Raw genomic sequence first — 19,102 nt, 5'->3', positions numbered from 1 at the left:
GAGCCGACCACCCTCCTGCAGTCGGAAAGGTGTAACTGTGTCCAATGTCCTCACGTCCCTGCTCAATGCTCAACTCGATGTGGGCCTGGGCAAGCCGATTCTGTGGCGCGAGGTCATCGGGAACCTGTTTGGACTGGCATCGGCCCTCGGAGGCGCCCGTCGTCGGGTCTGGGCCTGGCCGGTCGGCATCGTCGGGAACGTCATCCTGTTCACCGTCTTCCTGGGCGGGGTGTTCCACACTCCTCAGGACCTCAACCTGTGGGGTCAGGCTGGCCGCCAGATCTTCTTCCTCGCGACCAGCGCCTATGGCTGGGTGGTGTGGGCTGCCACCCGACGCAACAATGGCGCCTCCCAGGTGGCCGTCCATCCCAGGTGGGCCACTCGTCGGGAACGCATCCTCAGCCTGACAGCCTCTCTCGCCATGCTCATCGTCTTCTACTTCGTTCTCAAGGCCCTCGGTTCTTGGGGCCCATTGTCGGACTCCTGGATCCTCACCGGATCGATCCTTGCCACGTGGGGGATGGCACGCGGCTGGAATGAGTTCTGGTTCGTGTGGATCGCCGTGGACATCGTTGGCGTCCCGTTGCTGGCGACCGCGCAGTACTACCCGAGTGCCCTGATGTATGTCTTTTACGGAGCCTTCTGCCTCTGCGGCTTCCTGACGTGGTGGCGAGCTCAGCACGCAGGAGAGACTGCGACCTGATCGGATGCCGGGCCCGGTACCGTGCATGGTCCGTCACGTGGTCCCAAGCTTGGTCATGCCACCGCAGTCGGTAGCCTGGCCACTGTGAGCAAGACATTCGAGGAACTCTTCGCTGAGCTGTCCACCAAGGCACAGACCCGCCCTGTAGGGTCGGGAACCGTCGAGGAGCTTGACCGCGGAGTGCATGCCATCGGCAAGAAGATTGTGGAGGAAGCCTCTGAGGTCTGGATGGCCGCCGAGTACGAAGGTAACGAGAGGCTGGCCGAGGAAATCAGCCAGGAGATTTATCACTTGCAGGTCATGATGATCAAGCAGGGGCTGACCCTCGACGACGTCTACGAGCATCTGTGAATTCCCCCGGTCGGGTTGTGCCTGGCCAGCATCGTCACTTCCCCGATTTCTCAATCTCCCGAGGAGAGTTCATGTCAGACCTGCTGCGCGTAGCAGTACCGAACAAGGGTGCCCTGTCGGAAGCCACGTCCTCCCTGTTGACTGAGGCCGGTTACCGTCAACGTTCCGATCGTAAGGACCTCACCTTGGTCGACGAGGCCAACGGGGTGGAGTTTTTCTACCTGCGGCCGCGTGACATTGCGGTGTATGTCGGTGAGGGAACCCTCGACATCGGTATCACCGGCCGCGACCTGCTGCTGGATTCCGGTTCGGATGCTGCTGAGATCAAGGGTCTCGGTTTTGGTCACTCTAGGTTCCGTTTCGCGGCACCCAAGAGTCCTGAGAACACCGTGGAGGGGCTGGCCGGTAAGCGCATCGCGACGTCATACCCGGGCCTGCTCGGATCCTTCCTGACCACGCGCGGTATCGACGCTCACCTCATCCACCTGGACGGTGCCGTGGAGTCCTCGATCCGACTCGGGGTGGCTGACGCCATCGCTGATGTCGTCGAGACCGGAACCACCCTGCGCAAGGCTGGTCTTGAGGTCTTCGGAGACGTCATCCTGGAGTCCGAAGCGGTGCTCATCCAGCGGCGGGACTTCACCGGTAGCACGACCTTCGACCACTTCATGCGACGCATTGATGGTGTCCAGGTGGCCCGTGGCTACGTCATGGTTGACTACGACGTGCCGGCCGAGGCTCTCAGCGCCGTCACCGAGCTGACCCCTGGCCTGGAAGCCCCCACCGTCTCGCCGCTGGCGAAGAATGGCTGGTATGCCGTGCGCGCCATGGTTCCCCGTGGGGCCGTGCAGGGGCTCATGGACGAACTGTGGGACGCCGGTGCCCGTGCCATCCTGTCGACGGAGTTGTCCGCCTGCCGGCTGTGATCGCCACGATGACTTTCCACCGTCACTGAAAAATGCCGTGGGCACCGATCCGATGATCGGTGCCCACGGCATTGCTGTGTGTCTCGGGGAATGATCACTCGATCCCGCGCTTGCGCAGGATGGCCTCGAGCTCGGCGTCCTCGTCCTTCTCGGCGGCCGAGATCTTGGGGGCCGCCTTGTTGGAGCTGGAAGCTGGCTTGGAGGAGCTGGAAGGCGAGGTCGGAACCGGGGCATCGGCGGTTCGACCACGCGTCACCGGGGTCGTTCTCCGGGACGTATTCTGAGTGGATGCGGATTCCGGGGATGCATCCTTCGTTCGGGCCTGCTTGCGCGCGGCGTGGCCCTGACGACGCTGACGTCCGGTCTCGCGGTCAACCGGGGACATGAAACCGGCGACGAACCAGGTCACCAGGCCAATGGCAATGACGATGACGCCGATCCAGATGGTCGTCGTCATGACAGTACCGGCGAACCAGTCCACGACGAGGTGGATTGCTCGGACCAGCAGACGCATCAGTCCGGTCAGGACCAGTCCGGTCGGAATGAGGGCCAGACCCAATCCGCGCAGCAGGGCTCGGGAGGAGCGGCGCGAGAGCCACCCTGACAGGGCCCACAACAGCGGAAGGACAACCAGAAGGATGGTGACGACGGCAACGACGGTCGTTTCGCTCATACCTCAACTGTTCCACACGGTGGTGACATTTGTGCGTCGTGGCTATAGGCATGGTCGGCAGGCAAGAGTGTCATGGCGGTCAGCTAGTGTTCGGCAGGTGTCTGCTCCACTATCTCCTCCCAGCGGCGGCGACAGGGGAGACGCCGAGCCCCGGGTGCGCGCTGCCCTCGCTGCCTGCTTGGCCGACGATCCCGACACGTATCGCAACGCCTACCTCGAGGCGGTCTCCACCTTGTGCGCGGGAGTTCGTCTCTTCATGCCAGTCATGGCGGACGAGGCCGGTGAGATCGGCGCGGTCAAACTCACCAACGAGCAGGGGAGTACTGCCCTGCTGGCCTTCACCGGTATCGACTCCCTGACGGCATGGGACTCCCGAGCTCGACCGGTTCCCGGTCTATTACCGGATCTGGCCGCCACGGTCACCGAGGTCCAGGCTGGTGCCCTTCTCATCGACGCCGCGGGTCCGGCTCCACTCGTCCTGGGGCCAGATGTCCTCGGCCCGATCGAGCACGGCGGAAAACTCGTGAAGTTCGCGGACGGCTGGGGTTGGGTGCGCAGGGAGGACCTCTCCTGACGCAGGGTCCTGGTGTCTGGAGTTGCTTCGGAGGATGGTTCCTTCCCCCCGATTTGGGGTGTCGACGTCTGATGCCGTAACATCTCCAGAGCGATCAGTACAGAGCTGGTCACGTGGAAGAGGGGGCCTGACCTCCCCACCTGGGCGGATTCCGTTCGCCGGGTTGTCAACAACGAGCCTCAGGGTGCCATCCCAGGGGTTTGTTGGGGTGTTTCATGCACCCGTACGAGTCAGGCCTTCGCATGTCCGCGAGGGCCTTTTCTTGTACCCGGATCGCGGAGGCGTAGACACGTCCCCATAGTGAACAGACATCCGGGAGGACCCCATCAGTACTGAACCCCGCATCAACGAGCGGATCCGCGTTCCCGAGGTGCGCCTGGTCGGCCCCAATGGCGAACAGGTCGGAATCGTCAGGGTCGAGCAGGCCCTGCAGCTCGCCCGCGAGCAGGACCTCGACTTGGTTGAGGTGGCTCCGCAAGCCCGGCCCCCTGTCGTCAAGCTCATGGACTACGGCAAGTTCAAGTACGAGGCGGCCCAGAAGGCCCGGGAGTCGCGACGCAACCAGGCAAACTCCATCATCAAGGAGATGAAGCTTCGTCCCAAGATTGACGACCATGACTACGAGACCAAGAAGGGCCATGTTCTGCGGTTCCTCAAGGCCGGTGACAAGGTCAAGATCACGATCATGTTCCGTGGCCGTGAACAGTCCCGTCCGGAGCTCGGCGTCAACCTGCTGCGTCGTCTTGCTGACGATCTGACCGAGTACGCGACCGTCGAATCCCCTCCCAAGCAGGAGGGCCGCAACATGCTCATGATCCTTGCCCCGACTCGTAAGAAGAACGAGGCCAAGGCGGATCAGAAGGCTGAGCGTGACCGTCGAGCCGCTGAGCGCGCCGAGGCTGCTGAGGCCGACAAGGCTTACGAGGCTGCTCAGCGAGCTGCTGCCGGCACCGCCAAGAAAAAGAAGAAGAAGGGTCCCGCCGACAACATGGACCCCGACATCGACCTCTGAGCACTGCTCAGAACCAGGCGATCCGGTCTTCACCGGTGAGCCAGCCCGGGACCTTCCCCTCCGGTTCGCGGGACGACACACATGAACGAATGGAGCCATCCATGCCCAAGATGAAGAGCCACTCCGGGACGAAAAAGCGTTTCAAGGTGACCGGCTCGGGCAAGGTCACCGCTCGCAAGGCTGGCAAGCGCCACCTGAACGAGCACAAGTCTTCGCGCGTCACTCGCCGTCTGACCGGCGAGACCGTGCTGCCCAAGGGCGAGGCCGCCAAGGTCAAGAAGCTGCTCGCTGGCCACCCCGGCCGCTGACGACAGTCGACGTCGCCACTGACGACGTCCCCAAGACCACTGGGCGGCACACGCCCCGAACCAATCCGGGACTGACCCGGGAGATCCAAGGAGAATCACCATGGCACGCGTGAAGCGTTCTGTGAATGCCAAGAAGAAGCGTCGCGAGGTCCTCGACCAGGCCTCCGGTTACCGCGGGCAGCGTTCCCGCCTGTACCGCAAGGCCAAGGAGCAGACCCTCCACTCGGCCACCTACTCGTTCCGCGATCGTCGCGCCAAGAAGGGCGACTTCCGCTCGCTGTGGATCCAGCGCATCAATGCTGCCTCCCGTGCCCAGGGCATGACCTACAACCGTTTCATCAACGGTCTGAAGAACGCCGGCATCGAGGTCGACCGCAAGATGCTCGCCGAGCTGGCCGTCTCCGACATCGACGCCTTCAACAGCCTCGTCGAGGTCGCCAAGGCCAGCCAGCAGCAGAACGCTGCTGCCTGACGTGGGTATGAGTGACGGGCCGAACGACGACCATTCGAGGTGGGATCGCATCTCGAAGGGGTCGCTGCGTTCGGCCCGTCGTCTTTCATCGCGGCGCGGACGTGAGGAGTCCGGGCTCTTTCTCGTCGAGGGTGCTCAGGCGGTGCGCGAGGCACTGGCGTGGCCTGGCAAGGTGAATCTGCTGGCCACTTCGGATCCGGTGCGTGATGCCGAGCACGTCGGAGCCGCAGAACGTCGTGGGATCAGGGTGGCGTTACTGACTGACGAGGACGTCAGTGCCTTGTCCGACACTGTCACCAGTCAGGGGGTCTTCGCCGTCTGCCGACAGGTCACCCGCCACGAGTTGCCTGACGATGACGTGCACCTGGCCGTCATCTGTGCCCAGGTCCGTGACCCCGGTAACGCCGGAACGGTCATCCGCTGCGCCGATGCCTTTGGTGCCGATTGCGTGATCCTGACGCGCGGGTCGGTGGACCCGCACAACCCCAAGACGGTTCGGTCCTCGGTGGGATCGATCTTCCACCTGCCAGTCCTCGTCGGAGTCGACCTCGCCGATGCGGTGGAGTGGGCTCACAGGCACCAGATGACGGTGCTTGCCGCGGACGGGGGAGGTCACGGCCTCGACGCCGTTGCCCGGTCCGGACGTCTCAAGAGGCCCATCGCGTGGCTGATGGGCAACGAGGCGTGGGGACTTCCGGAGGCAGACCGAGCCCTGGCGGACGAGGTTGTCGGGGTTCCGATGTGGGGATCGGCTGAGTCCCTCAACCTCTCCACCGCCGCCGCCGTGGTGTTGTATGCCACGGCCAGTGAGCAGCGCGCCTGATTACCGTGAAGCGGCCATGATTCAGTACTGCTGGGCGGCCACCAACCATTGACGGCGTCGACACCACTAGACTTGTGGTGATCGACGCCAGTCGCACACTCGCGCCCCGGAGACGGGCGCTTTTCCAACGTCAACCCATCAGGGGGAAGGCCCATGAGTGGCCCCAACACGAATTATGACCCGGTCCAGGTGAGCACCCTGGACGCCGACCAGGTCGACGCCCGGGTGGCCGAGGCCCTGGAAGCGATCGCCGGGGCGTCCACCACTGCCGAGCTCAAGCAGGTGCGCATCGCCCACACCGGTGACAAGTCTCCGCTGGCTTTGGCCAACCGCGAGATTGGAGCTCTGCCTCCGGCTGCCCGCAAGGACGCCGGAAAGCGGATCGGTCAGGCGCGTGGCCGCGTCAACCAGGCTCTCAAGGCTCGTCAGGAGGAGCTTGCCGAGGCCGAGCTGGAGGCTCGTCTCGCCGCCGAGACGACCGATGTCACCTTGCCGGTCGTCACCTCACCTCAAGGCGCTCCACACCCGATCACTGCCCTCATTGACGACGTCTGTGACGTCTTCACCGCCATGGGCTGGGAGATCGCGGAGGGCCCGGAGGCCGAGTCCGAGTGGTTCAACTTCGACGCATTGAACCTTGACACCGACCATCCCGCTCGCGCCCTGCAGGACACCCTGTGGCTCGATCCGGTCAGCGATGGCAAGTGCATGCGCACCGCCACCAGCCCGGTGCAGATTCACACCTTGCTCAAGCAGCAGCCTCCGGTGCGCATCATCAGCCCAGGAAAGGTGTTCCGCGCTGATGAGTACGACGCCACCCACCTTCCGGTGTTCCACCAGGTTGAGGGCTTGTGCGTCGACAAGGGCATCACCATGGGCCATCTCAAGGGCACTGTCGACGCCTTCGCCCGCGCTATGTTCGGCGACGTGCGTACCCGTTTCCGCCCGCACTACTTCCCGTTCACCGAGCCCAGCGCCGAGGTCGACCTGGAGTGCTTCGTCTGTCACGGGGCCTCGGTCGGCAATCCCGACCGTCCGTGCCGTACGTGCCGCTCCGAGGGATGGATCGAGTGGGGCGGCTGCGGCATCGTCAACCCGCGCGTGCTCATCGCCTGCGGAATCGACACCGACGTCTACTCCGGGTTCGCCTTCGGAATGGGCATTGACCGCACGGTGATGTTCCGCAACAACGCCCCTGACCTGCGCGATTTCGTCGAGGGCGACGTCCGATTCAGCCGCTCACTCAGGGGAGGAGCACGATGAAGGTTCCCATGTCATGGCTGCAGGCCATGGTCAACCTACCTGACGGCACCACCACCGAGCAGGTGGCCCAGGCCCTCACCGATCACACCGCGACCGTCGAGAAGGTCGAGGTCGTCGGTGGCGAGCTGACCGGCCCGATCGTCATCGGTCACATCCTGTCCTCGATCCCCGAGCCGCAGAAGAACGGCAAGACCATCAACTGGTGCCGGGTCGACGTCGGTCCGCGGTACAACGCTGAGGGACATCCCAAGAACGTTGAGGATGGCGTCGAAGGACGCGGCATCATCTGTGGTGCTCCCAACGCCGTCGAGGGCGCCTGGGTGGTCGTCTCCCTGCCCGGAGCGGTGCTTCCCGGCGGATTCGCCATCAGTGCCCGCAAGACCTACGGCCACATGTCCGACGGCATGCTCTGCGCTGCCGACGAGTTGGGTATCGGCGTTGATCACTCCGGCATCATCACCCTGCCTCCGTCGGTTGAGGGACACCAGCTTGTTCCCGGCGAGGATGCCCTGCCGATTCTCGGTGTGCCCGAGGAGGTCCTCGACGTCGACGTCACTCCCGACATTGGCTACTGCATGTCGGTGCGTGGCATCGCCCGCGAGGTGGCCCATGCCATGTCGGTGCACTTCCCCGATCCCTATGACGAGCAGCCGATCAGCCCGGTTGAAGGGCCTGTGGCGGTCGACATTCAGTCGAATGCGTGCAGCCAGTTCGTCGCCCTGCCGGTGACCGGTCTGGATCCGCACGCACCGACCCCGCGGTTCATCGCCGATCGCATTACCCGTGCGGGAATGCGTCCGATCAGCCTGGCGGTCGACGTCACCAATTACGTCATGCTGGAGTCCGGTCAGCCGCTGCACGCCTATGACGCCGACAAGGTGAGCGGAACGATCGTGGTTCGCAAGGCGAACGAGGGAGAACACTTGGTCACCCTCGACGGCACTGAGCGCACCCTTGATCCTGACGACCTGGTCATCGCCGATGACTCGGGAGCCATCGGTCTGGCCGGTGTCATGGGTGGTGCCGCCACCGAGATGACTTCTGAGTCCACCTCGATCATCCTCGAGGGTGCTCACTTCGATCCCATGACGGTGGCTCGGGCCTACCGACGTCACAAGCTGGGTTCGGAGGCCTCCCGTCGCTTCGAGCGCGGAGTCGACCCGGTGTGCGCCCACACTGCCGCCGTTCGCGCCGCCGAGCTGCTGGCTCAGTACGGTGGAGCCACCATCGGTGAGCCGACGGTCGTCGGCGAGGTGCCGCAAATGCCGCACCAGACCATCAGCGCCGAGTTGCCGGGCCGTATCCTGGGCACGAAGGTGTCCACCGAGGAAGTTATCGAGATCCTCACCCGTTCGGGTGTCAAGGTTACCGCCCTGGGCGATTCCCTCAGCCTCGTCCCGCCGACCTGGCGTCCTGACCTGGTCGACGCATACGACTACGTCGAGGAGATCGGCCGCAAGATCGGTTTCGACCGCATTGAGCTGGCTCTCCCGCCAAGCCTGGGCGCCGCCGGTCTGACCAAGGCCCAGCAGGCCCGTCGTCGCGTGCTGCGTTCGGTCGTCGAGGCCGGATTCGTCGAGCTCATCACCTTGCCGTTCATGGGCGACAAGGATCTCGAAACCCTCGGGATCAGTGCCTATGACCCTCGTTATGCGACGGTGAAGCTGGCCAATCCGCTTGACGACACTCACCCCTATCTGCGCACCAGCCTGTTGCCGGGGCTCTTCCATGCTGTGACCACGAACATGTCGCGTTCCCAGGAGGATCTTGCGGTCTTCGAGAGTGGCACCGTCTTCCGTGCTGTTACCCCGGCTGCGGCTCCCCGTCCTGGTGTCGACGAGCGTCCCTCCGACGAGGTTCTCGCTGAAATCGACGCCGCTCTGCCAGCCCAGCCGCGCATGCTGGCCGCGGTCATCTGCGGAAATTGGCTGCCTGATCGCTGGGACGGCGAGCCCGTCAAGGCGGATTGGCGTCATGCGGTGCTGGTGGCTCAGAAGGCCGCTGACGCCGTCGGCGTCACGTTGGAGCGTACGGCGGACCGGCAGGCTCCGTGGCATCCCGGCCGGTGCGCCGCTCTCATCGTGGGCGGCAAGGTCATCGGTCACGCGGGCGAGCTGCACCCGACCGTGGCGTCGAGTGCTGGTCTGCCGCAGCGAACCTGTGCCGTTGAGTTCAACCTTGACGCCTTGGTGGCCGCTGCACCTCGTGGTGGCCAGGTCAAGGCGATCTCGAGCTTCCCGGTGGCCAAGGAGGACGTCGCTCTTGTCGTTGATGAGTCCGTCCCTAGCGAGGACGTCCTGCAGGCCCTCATCGAAGGTGCTGGACCGTTGCTGGAGGCGGCCGAGCTGTTCGACGTCTACGAGGGCGAGCAGGTCGGTGAGGGACACAAGTCCCTGGCCTTCAACCTTCGTCTGCGCGCTGTTGACCGGACTCTCACCGATGCCGAGGCTGCCGAGGCTCGCGACGCTGCGGTAGCCCGCGCCGAGGAGGCGTGTGGAGCCCAGCTGAGGTCCTGATATCTATTCGATACCTGCCATGGGGGGCCGACATGACGTCGGCCCCCCATGCTGTGTTCAGGCGTGTGCTGAGATCTGGATGGGTGTGGCTCAGGCGTTTGCCGGAACCTCACTGCCAACGCCACGGTGACGGATCGGAACCGCGTTGATGGGCAGGTCAGCTGACTGGTACGAATCGACGGTGGTGTGAACCATGGGCTGTCCGTCGGCCCCCTCAGGGACGAAGCCGCCATCCTGAATCATCTGCAGGTCGGCAGCGCCGGCAGCGCCCTCACTGGTGAGGTAGTCGCCCAGGAAGATGGAGTTGACGACCTCGAGGGCCAGTGGCTGCATGGTACGGATGTGCTGCTCGCGTCCGGCGGCAGCACGCACCTCGGAGTCCGGATGGACGAAGCGGACCATGGCCAGACGCTTGAGGCACCACTGCGGGGTGATGTGCTGGGCGCCACCGGCGAGCGGAGTTCCCTCGAAGGGCAGCAGGAAATTGACGGGCACCGAGTCGACGCCGTGCTCACGCAGGTCGAAGATGACGTCGACGAATTCCTCGTCGGTCTCGCCCATGCCAGCGATGACGCCCGAGCAGGGGGAGAGGCCGTTGCGCTTGAGGACCTCGACGGTGTCCATGCGGTCCTCGTAGGAGTGGGTGGTGCAGATCTCGTCGTAGTGGGAGCGAGCGGTGTTTGCGTTGTGGTTGTAGGCGTCGGCGCCGGCCTCCTTGATGGAGGCGGCCTTCTCGTCGTCCACGAAGCCCAGACAGACGCAGACCTCGACGTCGGGATGGTCTGCCTTGAGGGAGCGCACCATGCCGTTGACGCGCTCGACGTCTCGCGTGGAGGGGCCATGTCCGGAGGCCACCATGCAGACGCGACGGGCCCCGCCGGCGATACCAGCCTCGACGGCCTCGTGCACCTTCTCGGGGTCGGCCCAGGAGTACTTCATGATCTCGGCACGAGACCCCAGGCGCTGCGAGCAGTATGAGCAGTCCTCGGGGCACAGTCCCGACTTGAGGTTGACCAGGTAATTGAGGCGCACCCGGTTGTCGAAGAAGTGGCGACGAATCTTTCCGGCAGCGGCGATGATCGACATGAGTTCTTCATCACTGCTGCGAAGGATCTCGAGAGCCTCCTCGCGGGTGATCGACTCCCCTCTCAGGCCGCGCTCGGTCATGTCGGCTAGATTCAGCAATGTTCTGGTCCTTCCGAGACTGGAGACGTCCTGAACACCGTTCAGGATTGAACGGGGTTCAATGTAGTCCATGAGGTTCGGTCGACGTGGGCCACCCCCGACAAAAAGTGTCATCGAGTTCGAGGAGTCACCGTGAGCCTGACCAAGGCGGACGTCGTCCGGGCGGGAGTTGAGATCCTCGACACCTACGGGCTCGGTGACCTCTCCATGCGCCGGTTGGCTGAACGGCTTGGCGTCAAGGCTGGCGCTCTGTACTGGCACGTCGCGAACAAGCAGAGCCTGTTGGCAGCGGTGAGTGACGAGATCCTGTCAGTTGGGGGAGGGCCTACGTCGGTTCCGGCTGCAGAGTCAGACTTGGCTGATGGGGTTGACGAGTGGGCGAGGTGCTTCCGAAAGACCTTGCTGGCTCACCGCGACGGGGCGGAACTGGTTGCCTCCACGATCTCGGTGGGGCTGGGGGAGGTCGATCCCACCGTGATGTTGCGCCAGTTCCTGGCGGCTCACGGCTTCGGTGCTGATCGTGCCGGGGGAGTTTCGCGGGCCATCGTGCATCTCGTTCTGGGCCACACCATGGAGGAGCAGACCCGCACCCAGTTGCACGACCTGGGCGTCATGGGGGAGACCGATCTCGCCCGGCAAGAGGCGGATTTCGACCTCGCGCTGGCAATCTTCATTGCGGGTATGGAGAGCGTCCTCTGAGTCGTGGTTGGACTCGGGCCGCTGTATTGATGCATACTTATGTGGTCTGTCGAAAATTTAGCAGTCGGTCCAATGGTGCGTGATCTAAGGAGGTTCCATGGGCGAGGGGCACTTGGCGCCGACCTCACGCGCAGCGCGGCACGCCCGCATCCGCGCCTTGATTCAGGAGGGAAGGATTTCCTCCCAAGCTGAGTTGGGCGAGATTCTGGCCTCGGAAGGCTTCGTCGCCTCTCAAGGTACCCTTTCCCGTGACCTTGTCGAGATCGGAGCCGTCCGAGGGCGTGATCATGTCGGAAACCCGTGTTATTCAATTCCTGAGGGAGAGCACCCCTCGGATGTGACCACGGGCTCGCCGGCATGGATCAAGCTGGCACGAATGACCAAGGAGCTGTGCACCGGGGTGCAAAACAATGAGTACCTCGTGGTGCTCAAGACCCCGCCGGGTGCTGCCCAGTACTACGGATCTGCCATCGACAAGGCGGGCCTGGACATCATCCTGGGAACGATTGCCGGGGACGACACCATCGCTCTGATGTGCGCCACCGGGGTCGACGCCGGAGAGCTCGCGGGCGCCTTCTCACAGATGGCCGTCAGTGGTGTTCCCGCCGAGATACTCTCGCGCCCGGTGCAAGCCTGAGCGAACGTGGGGGCAGTGCAGAGAGCTGTGTCGGTAGACTGACGTCCGGTCGACTCCACGTGGGGTCGCAGACGAGAGGAATATGACGTGTCGGATCTGTTGGACGACCTGGAGTGGAGAGGGCTGGTAGCCGATTCCACCGACCGCGAGGCATTGGAGGCCCACCTCGCCCAAGGACCCGTCACCTTCTATGTGGGTTTCGACCCAACTGCCAAGAGCCTTCACATTGGTCACCTCGTTCAGTTGATGCTGGTGCGGGCCCTGCAGGAACGCGGTCACAAGCCGTTGCTTCTCGTTGGTGGGGCGACTGGTCTCATCGGTGATCCGAAGATGACGGGTGAGCGTCAGATGAACGACCATGCGGTCGTCGCCGAGTGGGTCGAGTCCATCAAGGAGCAGGTGAGCAAGTACGTTGACACCGAGGGCCCGAACGCCGCTCGGATCGTCAACAACTACGACTGGACGGTCGAGTACACCGCGTTGGACTTCCTGCGTGACGTCGGCAAGTACTTCTCCATCAACCGGATGCTTGCCCGCGACGTCGTGGCCCGACGTCTCGAGAGCGGCATCTCGTACACCGAGTTCAGCTACGTCCTGCTTCAGGCGCTCGACTTCTACGAGCTGCACAGGCGCTATGGCTGCACCTTGCAGACCGGTGCTCAGGATCAATGGGGGAACATCACAGCGGGTGCAGAATTCATCCGCAGGACGACCGGTGACGTCGTGCACGGTCTGGTGACCCCGCTGTTGACCAAGGCTGATGGCACCAAGTACGGCAAGACTGAGTCCGGAACGGTCTGGGTCGATCCGGAATTGACGAGCGCCTACGCCTTCCACCAGTTCTTCCTCAATGCAGAGGACGCGAAGGTCATCGAGTACCTCAAGATCTTCAGCCCGCGCTCCCGTGAGGAGATCGAGGAGCTGGCTCGCAAGACCGAGGAGGAGCCGTGGCGTCGTGCTGCTCAGCACTGCTTGGCCGACGACCTCACTGATCTTGTCCATGGTGTGGAGCAGCGCAAGGCTGCGCAGGCTGCTGCTCAGGCCATCTTCGGACGCGGTGAGTTGCGTGACCTCGACGAGAAAACGGTGGTTTCCCTGGCTGACGAGCTGGGTGCTGCCCATCATGAGGGTGGCGAGTACCCGACAATCGTTGACGCCATGGTTGCGGCTGGAATCGTCGACACCAAGTCTGCCGGCAAGCGGGCCGTGACAGAGGGCGGCGCATACCTCAACAACGTCAAGGTGACTGATCCGGATCAGCGTCTGAGTGACGATGACTTCCTATGTGGTCGAGTGGCGTTGGTGCGTCGAGGCAAGAAGACGGTGGGTGCGTTGACCCGCTGAGCACCTCCATGTCGGATCCGTCCGGGGATCACCGTGTCTGCGGTGGTCCCCGGACGGTTGTATTTACCCACCAAACGCAACCGTGACGCGGCCGGACGGTGGGGCGGTTCGAGTCCTGAATCAGCCCGACTTGCGTTGAGGGTGTGGTTGTGGCAGTGTTATCTCTCGGCCCGGCGCCCGGTGGGTGTGGGCTGGTGGAAGTGCTGATGGTCCTGTTGTGGGATTGTTGGTGACACGATTTGACGATTGTTTGAAGAGTGTTTAGGCTTCTGCGGGTTCCCTTGTTGGAGGGGGCTGGGAATGACTGGATGGTTTTCTTGATGGTGATTTCCCTGGTGAATTCCTGGATTTGACATTCAGGGTTGATCCGGTAAAGTTGGTCGGGTCGCTGCTTTTCGGGGTGGTGGCACGGTTTGGCTGGTTTTGCTGGCTGATCTTGATACCGCGGGTTTTGCGGGGTTGGGGTTGGTGTGGTAGGGTCGGTCGGGTCGCCTCGGGGTGGTCCTGCTTGTTGGTGGGGTTGTTCTGGTGGGTGTGATGCTTGAGAACTCAACAGTGTGTCTTTGATAGTCAATGATTTTTTGATGCATCTATCGATGTGTCGGATTTGTTTATGAATTCCTTTGTGATTCTGGACATGGACTGATTTTTTTGGTCAGTGTTTGGGGTTAGTGTTTTGGATTCTCTTGTGACACCGTTGCCTGCATTGTGTGTGTGGGTGGGTGATATTTTTTCATTGGAGAGTTTGATCCTGGCTCAGGACGAACGCTGGCGGCGTGCTTAACACATGCAAGTCGAACGGAAAGGCCCCTTTGGGGGTACTCGAGTGGCGAACGGGTGAGTAACACGTGAGTAACCTGCCCTTGACTTCGGGATAACTTCAGGAAACTGGGGCTAATACCGGATAGGAATCCTTGCTGCATGGTGGGGGTTGGAAAGCTTCGGCGGTTTTGGATGGACTCGCGGCTTATCAGCTTGTTGGTGGGGTAGTGGCTTACCAAGGCTTTGACGGGTAGCCGGCCTGAGAGGGCGACCGGCCACATTGGGACTGAGATACGGCCCAGACTCCTACGGGAGGCAGCAGTGGGGAATATTGCACAATGGGCGGAAGCCTGATGCAGCAACGCCGCGTGCGGGATGACGGCCTTCGGGTTGTAAACCGCTTTCAGCAGGGGCGAAGCTTTTGTGACGGTACCTGCAGAAGAAGCACCGGCTAACTACGTGCCAGCAGCCGCGGTGATACGTAGGGTGCGAGCGTTGTCCGGATTTATTGGGCGTAAAGAGCTCGTAGGTGGTTGATTGCGTCGGAAGTGAAAACTTGGGGCTTAACCCTGAGCGTGCTTTCGATACGGGTTGACTTGAGGAAGGTAGGGGAGAATGGAATTCCTGGTGGAGCGGTGGAATGCGCAGATATCAGGAGGAACACCAGTGGCGAAGGCGGTTCTCTGGACCTTTCCTGACGCTGAGGAGCGAAAGCGTGGGGAGCGAACAGGCTTAGATACCCTGGTAGTCCACGCTGTAAACGGTGGGTACTAGGTGTGGGGTCCATTCCACGGATTCCGTGCCGTAGCTAACGCATTAAGTACCCCGCCTGGGGAGTACGGCCGCAAGGCTAAAACTCAAAGGAATTGACGGGGCCCCGCACAAGCGGCGGAGCATGCGGATTAATTCGATGCAACGCGAAGAACCTTACCTGGGTTTGACATGGACTGGGAGTGCTCAGAGATGGGTACGCCTCCTTGTGGGGCTGGTTCACAGGTGGTGCATGGCTGTCGTCAGCTCGTGTCGTGAGATGTTGGGTTAAGTCCCGCAACGAGCGCAACCCTCGTTCACTGTTGCCAGCACGTTATGGTGGGGACTCAGTGGAGACCGCCGGGGTCAACTCGGAGGAAGGTGGGGATGACGTCAAGTCATCATGCCCCTTATGTCCAGGGCTTCACGCATGCTACAATGGCCGGTACAAAGAGTTGCGAGCCTGTGAGGGTGAGCGAATCTCGGAAAGCCGGTCTCAGTTCGGATTGGGGTCTGCAACTCGACCCTATGAAGTCGGAGTCGCTAGTAATCGCAGATCAGCAACGCTGCGGTGAATACGTTCCCGGGGCTTGTACACACCGCCCGTCAAGTCATGAAAGTCGGTAACACCCGAAGCCGGTGGCCTAACCTGTGTGGGGGAGCCGTCGAAGGTGGGACTGGTAATTAGGACTAAGTCGTAACAAGGTAGCCGTACCGGAAGGTGCGGCTGGATCACCTCCTTTCTAAGGAGCACTTCATTGTAAGGACTCATCATTGCTGTGTGGCTCGTCGTGAGTCGTTGGTGGATGGGTTAGCTTCTTGTGGAACATTGGCGTGTTCATCTTGTGGTGGACGGTCTGAGGCATGCTGTTGGGGTTCTGGGGTATCACACGTGTGTGTGGTGGCCTGGTGCGGTGATGCTGCGTCTGCTGTGTGGTGGGTGTGGTGTTGATTCGTGTGGTGGTTGAGAACTGTATAGTGGATGCGAGCATCTTAATTTTTTGTGTCTTGTGTTGTTGTGCAAGTTGTTAAGTGCGATCGGTGGATGCCTTGGCACCAAGAGCCGATGAAGGACGTTGTAACCTGCGATAAGCCCTGGGGAGTTGGTAAACGAGCTGTGATCCGGGGGTGTCCGAATGGGGAAACCTGGAATGTCCGGAGTAGTGTCCGGTGACCCTGCCCTGAATGTATAGGGGTGTGGGAGGTAACGCGGGGAAGTGAAACATCTTAGTACCCGTAGGAAGAGAAAACAACCGTGATTCCGTGAGTAGTGGCGAGCGAAAGTGGATGAGGCTAAACCGTGTGTGTGTTCAAGCCGGCAGGTGTTGCATGTGCGGGGTTGTGGGGGCCTTTGGGTTCTGCTGCCGCAGGATTGGCCAGTGATAAATGTTGCGTGAAGGTGAAGCGTCTGGGAAGGCGTACCGGAGTGGGTGAGAGTCCCGTAACTGTAAGCGTGGCACTGGTGAGGGTTACCCCAAGTAGCGTGGAACTCGTGGAATTTCGCGTGAATCTGGCGGGACCACCCGTCAAGCCTAAATACTCCTTGGTGACCGATAGTGGATCAGTACCGTGAGGGAATGGTGAAAAGTACCCCGGGAGGGGAGTGAAATAGTACCTGAAACCGGTCGCATACAAGCCGTCAGAGCCTTGTGGGGTGATGGCGTGCCTTTTGAAGAATGAGCCTGCGAGTTAGTGATGCGTGGCGAGGTTAACCTGTGTGGGGGAGTCGTAGCGAAAGCGAGTCCGATAAGGGCGTGAGTCGCGTGTTCTAGACCCGAAGCGGTGTGATCTATCCATGGCCAGGATGAAGCGTCGGTAAGACGTCGTGGAGGTCCGAACCCACTTCAGTTGAAAATGGAGGGGATGAGCTGTGGATAGGGGTGAAAGGCCAATCAAACACCGTGATAGCTGGTTCTCCCCGAAATGCATTTAGGTGCAGCGTTGCGTGGTTCTTGTCGGAGGTAGAGCACTGGATGGTCTAGGGGGCCTATCAGCTTACCGAAATCAGCCAAACTCCGAATGCCGGCAAGTGGAGCGTAGCAGTGAGACGGCGGGGGATAAGCTTCGTCGTCGAGAGGGAAACAGCCCAGATCATCAGCTAAGGCCCCTAAGTGGTAACTCAGTGGAAAAGGATGTGGAGTTGCGCAGACAGCCAGGAGGTTGGCTTGGAAGCAGCCATCCTTGAAAGAGTGCGTAATAGCTCACTGGTCAAGTGATTCCGCGCCGACAATGTAGCGGGGCTTAAGTTATCCGCCGAAGCTGTGGCAAGCCCGTGAGGGTTTGGGTAGGGGAGCGTCCTGTGCGAGGTGAAGCTGCCGGGTGACCGTGTGGTGGATTGTGCGGGAGTGAGAATGCAGGCATGAGTAGCGAATGACGGGTGGAAAACCCGTCCGCCGATTATCCAAGGGTTCCAGGGTCAAGTTAATCTGCCCTGGGTGAGTCGGGACCTAAGGCGAGGCCGACAGGCGTAGTCGATGGATAACCAGTTGATATTCTGGTACCGGCTTGTCACCGTCCGTGTCGAGGTGTGTGATGCTAAGCGTGCGAGCCTGCCTCCGCGACATCGTTGATGTGGTGGTGGTGTGGTGAGTGTGTGAACCGATCATGTAGTAGGCAAGCTGCGGAGGGACGCAGGGAGGTAGCTCATCCCCGGCGATGGTTGTCCGGGGCTAAATGTGTGGACCGTCTGGTAGGTAAATCCGCCAGGGTTGTGGTTGAGGCATGATGGCGAGCCCACAGGAAGTGGGTGAGTGAGTGATCCTGTACTGTCGAGAAAATCTTCGTGAGCGAGGTGGCTGGTCCGCCCGTACCCTAAACCGACACTGGTGGATAGGTAGAGTATACCGAGGCGATCGAGATCATCATGGTGAAGGAACTCGGCAAAATGCCCCCGTAACTTCGGGATAAGGGGGACCTGAACCGTCAAGGCTTTTACAGTTGGTAGCGGTGAGGGGCGCAGAGACCAGGGGGAAACGACTGTTTACCAAAAACACAGGTCCGTGCGAAGTCGTAAGACGATGTATACGGACTGACTCCTGCCCGGTGCTGGAAGGTTAAGGGGAACTGTTAGCGTTGGCGAAGCGGTGAACTTAAGCCCCAGTAAACGGCGGTGGTAACTATAACCATCCTAAGGTAGCGAAATTCCTTGTCGGGTAAGTTCCGACCTGCACGAATGGAGTAACGATTTCCCTACTGTCTCCACCATGAACTCGGTGAAATTGCATTACGAGTAAAGATGCTCGTTACGCGCAGCAGGACGGAAAGACCCCGGGACCTTTACTATAGTTTGGTATTGGTGATTGGGACGACTTGTGTAGGATAGGTGGGAGACTGTGAAACGGCCACGCCAGTGGTTGTGGAGTCATTGTTGAAATACCACTCTGGTCGTTCTGGTTATCTAACTTTGGGCCGTGATCCGGTTCAGGGACAGTGCCTGATGGGTAGTTTGACTGGGGCGGTCGCCTCCTAAAAGGTAACGGAGGCGCCCAAAGGTTCCCTCATCCTGGTTGGTAATCAGGTGTTGAGTGTAAGTGCACAAGGGGGCTTGACTGTGAGACTGACAGGTCGAGCAGGGACGAAAGTCGGGACTAGTGATCTGACGGTGGCTTGTGGACGCGCCGTCACTCAACGGATAAAAGGTACCCCGGGGATAACAGGCTGATCTTGCCCGAGCGCTCATAGCGACGGCATGGTTTGGCACCTCGATGTCGGCTCGTCGCATCCTGGGGCTGGAGTCGGTCCCAAGGGTTGGGCTGTTCGCCCATTAAAGCGGCACGCGAGCTGGGTTCAGAACGTCGTGAGACAGTTCGGTCCCTATCCGCTGCGCGCGGAGGAATCTTGAGAAGGGCTGTCCTTAGTACGAGAGGACCGGGACGGACTGACCTCTGGTGTGCCAGTTGTTCTGCCAAGAGCATGGCTGGTTGGCTACGTCGGGTTGTGATAACCGCTGAAAGCATCTAAGCGGGAAGCACGCTTCAAGATGAGGGTTCCTGCAGATGAATCTGGTAAGGTCTCCGGTAGACGACCGGGTTGATAGGCCAGGCGTGGACGCATCGTAAGGTGTGGAGCTGACTGGTACTAATAGACCGAGGACTTACAAACACA

The 19,102-nt window shown here is 61.4% G+C and carries 15 protein-coding genes and 2 rRNA genes; 15 read left to right on the top strand and 2 right to left on the bottom strand.

All coding sequences use genetic code 11. The annotated features are described in order from the left end of the window. Window positions 1-37 precede the first annotated feature (37 nt). The 3 genes from pnuC (at window position 38) to hisG (ending at window position 1,980) form a co-directional block, all read left to right on the top strand. Complete coding sequence (pnuC, locus tag ACP8ML_RS07435) at window positions 38-703, top strand: nicotinamide riboside transporter PnuC (protein ID WP_065674187.1); 666 nt, start codon at window positions 38-40, stop codon at window positions 701-703. 84 nt (window positions 704-787) lie between these two features. Next, window positions 788-1,054 carry a phosphoribosyl-ATP diphosphatase gene (locus ACP8ML_RS07430; RefSeq protein ID WP_065674225.1) on the top strand — a complete coding sequence of 89 codons (267 nt, stop codon included), beginning with the start codon at window positions 788-790 and terminating at the stop codon, window positions 1,052-1,054. A 71-nt stretch (window positions 1,055-1,125) separates the two neighbouring features. Then, complete coding sequence (gene hisG, locus ACP8ML_RS07425) at window positions 1,126-1,980, top strand: ATP phosphoribosyltransferase (RefSeq protein WP_117188482.1); 855 nt, start codon at window positions 1,126-1,128, stop codon at window positions 1,978-1,980. A gap of 94 nt (window positions 1,981-2,074) precedes the next feature. On the opposite strand, the gene ACP8ML_RS07420 is transcribed toward hisG, so the two are convergent. Next, window positions 2,075-2,653, bottom strand: coding sequence for a hypothetical protein (locus ACP8ML_RS07420; RefSeq protein WP_065674185.1), 579 nt, complete (start codon window positions 2,651-2,653; stop codon window positions 2,075-2,077). A gap of 97 nt (window positions 2,654-2,750) precedes the next feature. On the opposite strand from ACP8ML_RS07420, the gene ACP8ML_RS07415 reads away from it, so the two are divergent. The 7 genes from ACP8ML_RS07415 to pheT all read left to right on the top strand — a co-directional run bounded on the left by ACP8ML_RS07415 (window position 2,751) and on the right by pheT (window position 9,621). After that, complete coding sequence (locus tag ACP8ML_RS07415) at window positions 2,751-3,227, top strand: SseB family protein (protein ID WP_117188480.1); 477 nt, start codon at window positions 2,751-2,753, stop codon at window positions 3,225-3,227. 370 nt (window positions 3,228-3,597) lie between these two features. Beyond that, window positions 3,598-4,239, top strand: coding sequence for a translation initiation factor IF-3 (gene infC, locus ACP8ML_RS07410; protein ID WP_004808524.1), 642 nt, complete (start codon window positions 3,598-3,600; stop codon window positions 4,237-4,239). 101 nt (window positions 4,240-4,340) lie between these two features. After that, complete coding sequence (gene rpmI, locus ACP8ML_RS07405; RefSeq protein WP_015582520.1) at window positions 4,341-4,547, top strand: 50S ribosomal protein L35; 207 nt, start codon at window positions 4,341-4,343, stop codon at window positions 4,545-4,547. A 100-nt stretch (window positions 4,548-4,647) separates the two neighbouring features. After that, window positions 4,648-5,019, top strand: coding sequence for a 50S ribosomal protein L20 (gene rplT / locus ACP8ML_RS07400; protein ID WP_004808521.1), 372 nt, complete (start codon window positions 4,648-4,650; stop codon window positions 5,017-5,019). Window position 5,020: 1 nt separating this feature from the next. After that, window positions 5,021-5,842, top strand: a complete 822-nt coding sequence (locus ACP8ML_RS07395) for a TrmH family RNA methyltransferase (RefSeq protein WP_171048529.1) — start codon at window positions 5,021-5,023, stop codon at window positions 5,840-5,842. Window positions 5,843-5,995: 153 nt separating this feature from the next. Beyond that, window positions 5,996-7,105, top strand: a complete 1,110-nt coding sequence (gene pheS / locus ACP8ML_RS07390; RefSeq protein ID WP_065674183.1) for a phenylalanine--tRNA ligase subunit alpha — start codon at window positions 5,996-5,998, stop codon at window positions 7,103-7,105. Next, window positions 7,102-9,621, top strand: coding sequence for a phenylalanine--tRNA ligase subunit beta (gene pheT / locus ACP8ML_RS07385; RefSeq protein ID WP_065674182.1), 2,520 nt, complete (start codon window positions 7,102-7,104; stop codon window positions 9,619-9,621). The genes pheS and pheT overlap by 4 nt, the downstream gene beginning before the upstream one ends. A 90-nt stretch (window positions 9,622-9,711) precedes the next feature. Here the strand turns inward: pheT and bioB are convergent, their stop codons facing one another. Beyond that, window positions 9,712-10,878 (bottom strand): biotin synthase BioB, encoded by a 1,167-nt coding sequence (gene bioB, locus ACP8ML_RS07380; RefSeq protein ID WP_065674181.1) that lies wholly within the window; start codon window positions 10,876-10,878, stop codon window positions 9,712-9,714. A gap of 60 nt (window positions 10,879-10,938) precedes the next feature. On the opposite strand from bioB, the gene ACP8ML_RS07375 reads away from it, so the two are divergent. From ACP8ML_RS07375 to ACP8ML_RS07355, 5 genes are all read left to right on the top strand, one after another. After that, window positions 10,939-11,505 (top strand): TetR/AcrR family transcriptional regulator C-terminal domain-containing protein, encoded by a 567-nt coding sequence (locus ACP8ML_RS07375; RefSeq protein WP_117188477.1) that lies wholly within the window; start codon window positions 10,939-10,941, stop codon window positions 11,503-11,505. A 97-nt stretch (window positions 11,506-11,602) separates the two neighbouring features. Continuing rightward, window positions 11,603-12,142 (top strand): arginine repressor, encoded by a 540-nt coding sequence (locus ACP8ML_RS07370; RefSeq protein WP_117188476.1) that lies wholly within the window; start codon window positions 11,603-11,605, stop codon window positions 12,140-12,142. A gap of 87 nt (window positions 12,143-12,229) precedes the next feature. Further along, window positions 12,230-13,486, top strand: a complete 1,257-nt coding sequence (gene tyrS, locus ACP8ML_RS07365) for a tyrosine--tRNA ligase (RefSeq protein ID WP_117188475.1) — start codon at window positions 12,230-12,232, stop codon at window positions 13,484-13,486. Between the two features lie 733 nt (window positions 13,487-14,219). Continuing rightward, a 16S ribosomal RNA gene (locus tag ACP8ML_RS07360) occupies window positions 14,220-15,741 on the top strand. A 275-nt stretch (window positions 15,742-16,016) separates the two neighbouring features. Then, window positions 16,017-19,099: ribosomal RNA gene (locus ACP8ML_RS07355) — 23S ribosomal RNA — on the top strand. The 16S and 23S rRNA genes sit together here, the layout of an rRNA operon. The last annotated feature ends 3 nt before the right edge of the window (window positions 19,100-19,102 follow it).

The sequence above is a fragment of the Cutibacterium sp. LaCa_255 genome, assembly GCF_057458005.1.
This window is presented reverse-complemented; position numbering and strand designations above follow the sequence as displayed.

Bases quoted from the DNA above. Each gene is read 5' to 3' on its own strand.
- hisG (WP_117188482.1), top strand. From the start codon at position 1,126: ATGTCAGACCTGCTGCGCGTAGCAGTACCGAACAAGGGTGCCCTGTCG.
- ACP8ML_RS07420 (WP_065674185.1), bottom strand. From the start codon at position 2,653: ATGAGCGAAACGACCGTCGTTGCCGTCGTCACCATCCTTCTGGTTGTC.
- rpmI (WP_015582520.1), top strand. From the start codon at position 4,341: ATGCCCAAGATGAAGAGCCACTCCGGGACGAAAAAGCGTTTCAAGGTG.
- rplT (WP_004808521.1), top strand. From the start codon at position 4,648: ATGGCACGCGTGAAGCGTTCTGTGAATGCCAAGAAGAAGCGTCGCGAG.
- pheS (WP_065674183.1), top strand. From the start codon at position 5,996: ATGAGTGGCCCCAACACGAATTATGACCCGGTCCAGGTGAGCACCCTG.
- pheT (WP_065674182.1), top strand. From the start codon at position 7,102: ATGAAGGTTCCCATGTCATGGCTGCAGGCCATGGTCAACCTACCTGAC.
- bioB (WP_065674181.1), bottom strand. From the start codon at position 10,878: ATGGACTACATTGAACCCCGTTCAATCCTGAACGGTGTTCAGGACGTC.
- ACP8ML_RS07370 (WP_117188476.1), top strand. From the start codon at position 11,603: ATGGGCGAGGGGCACTTGGCGCCGACCTCACGCGCAGCGCGGCACGCC.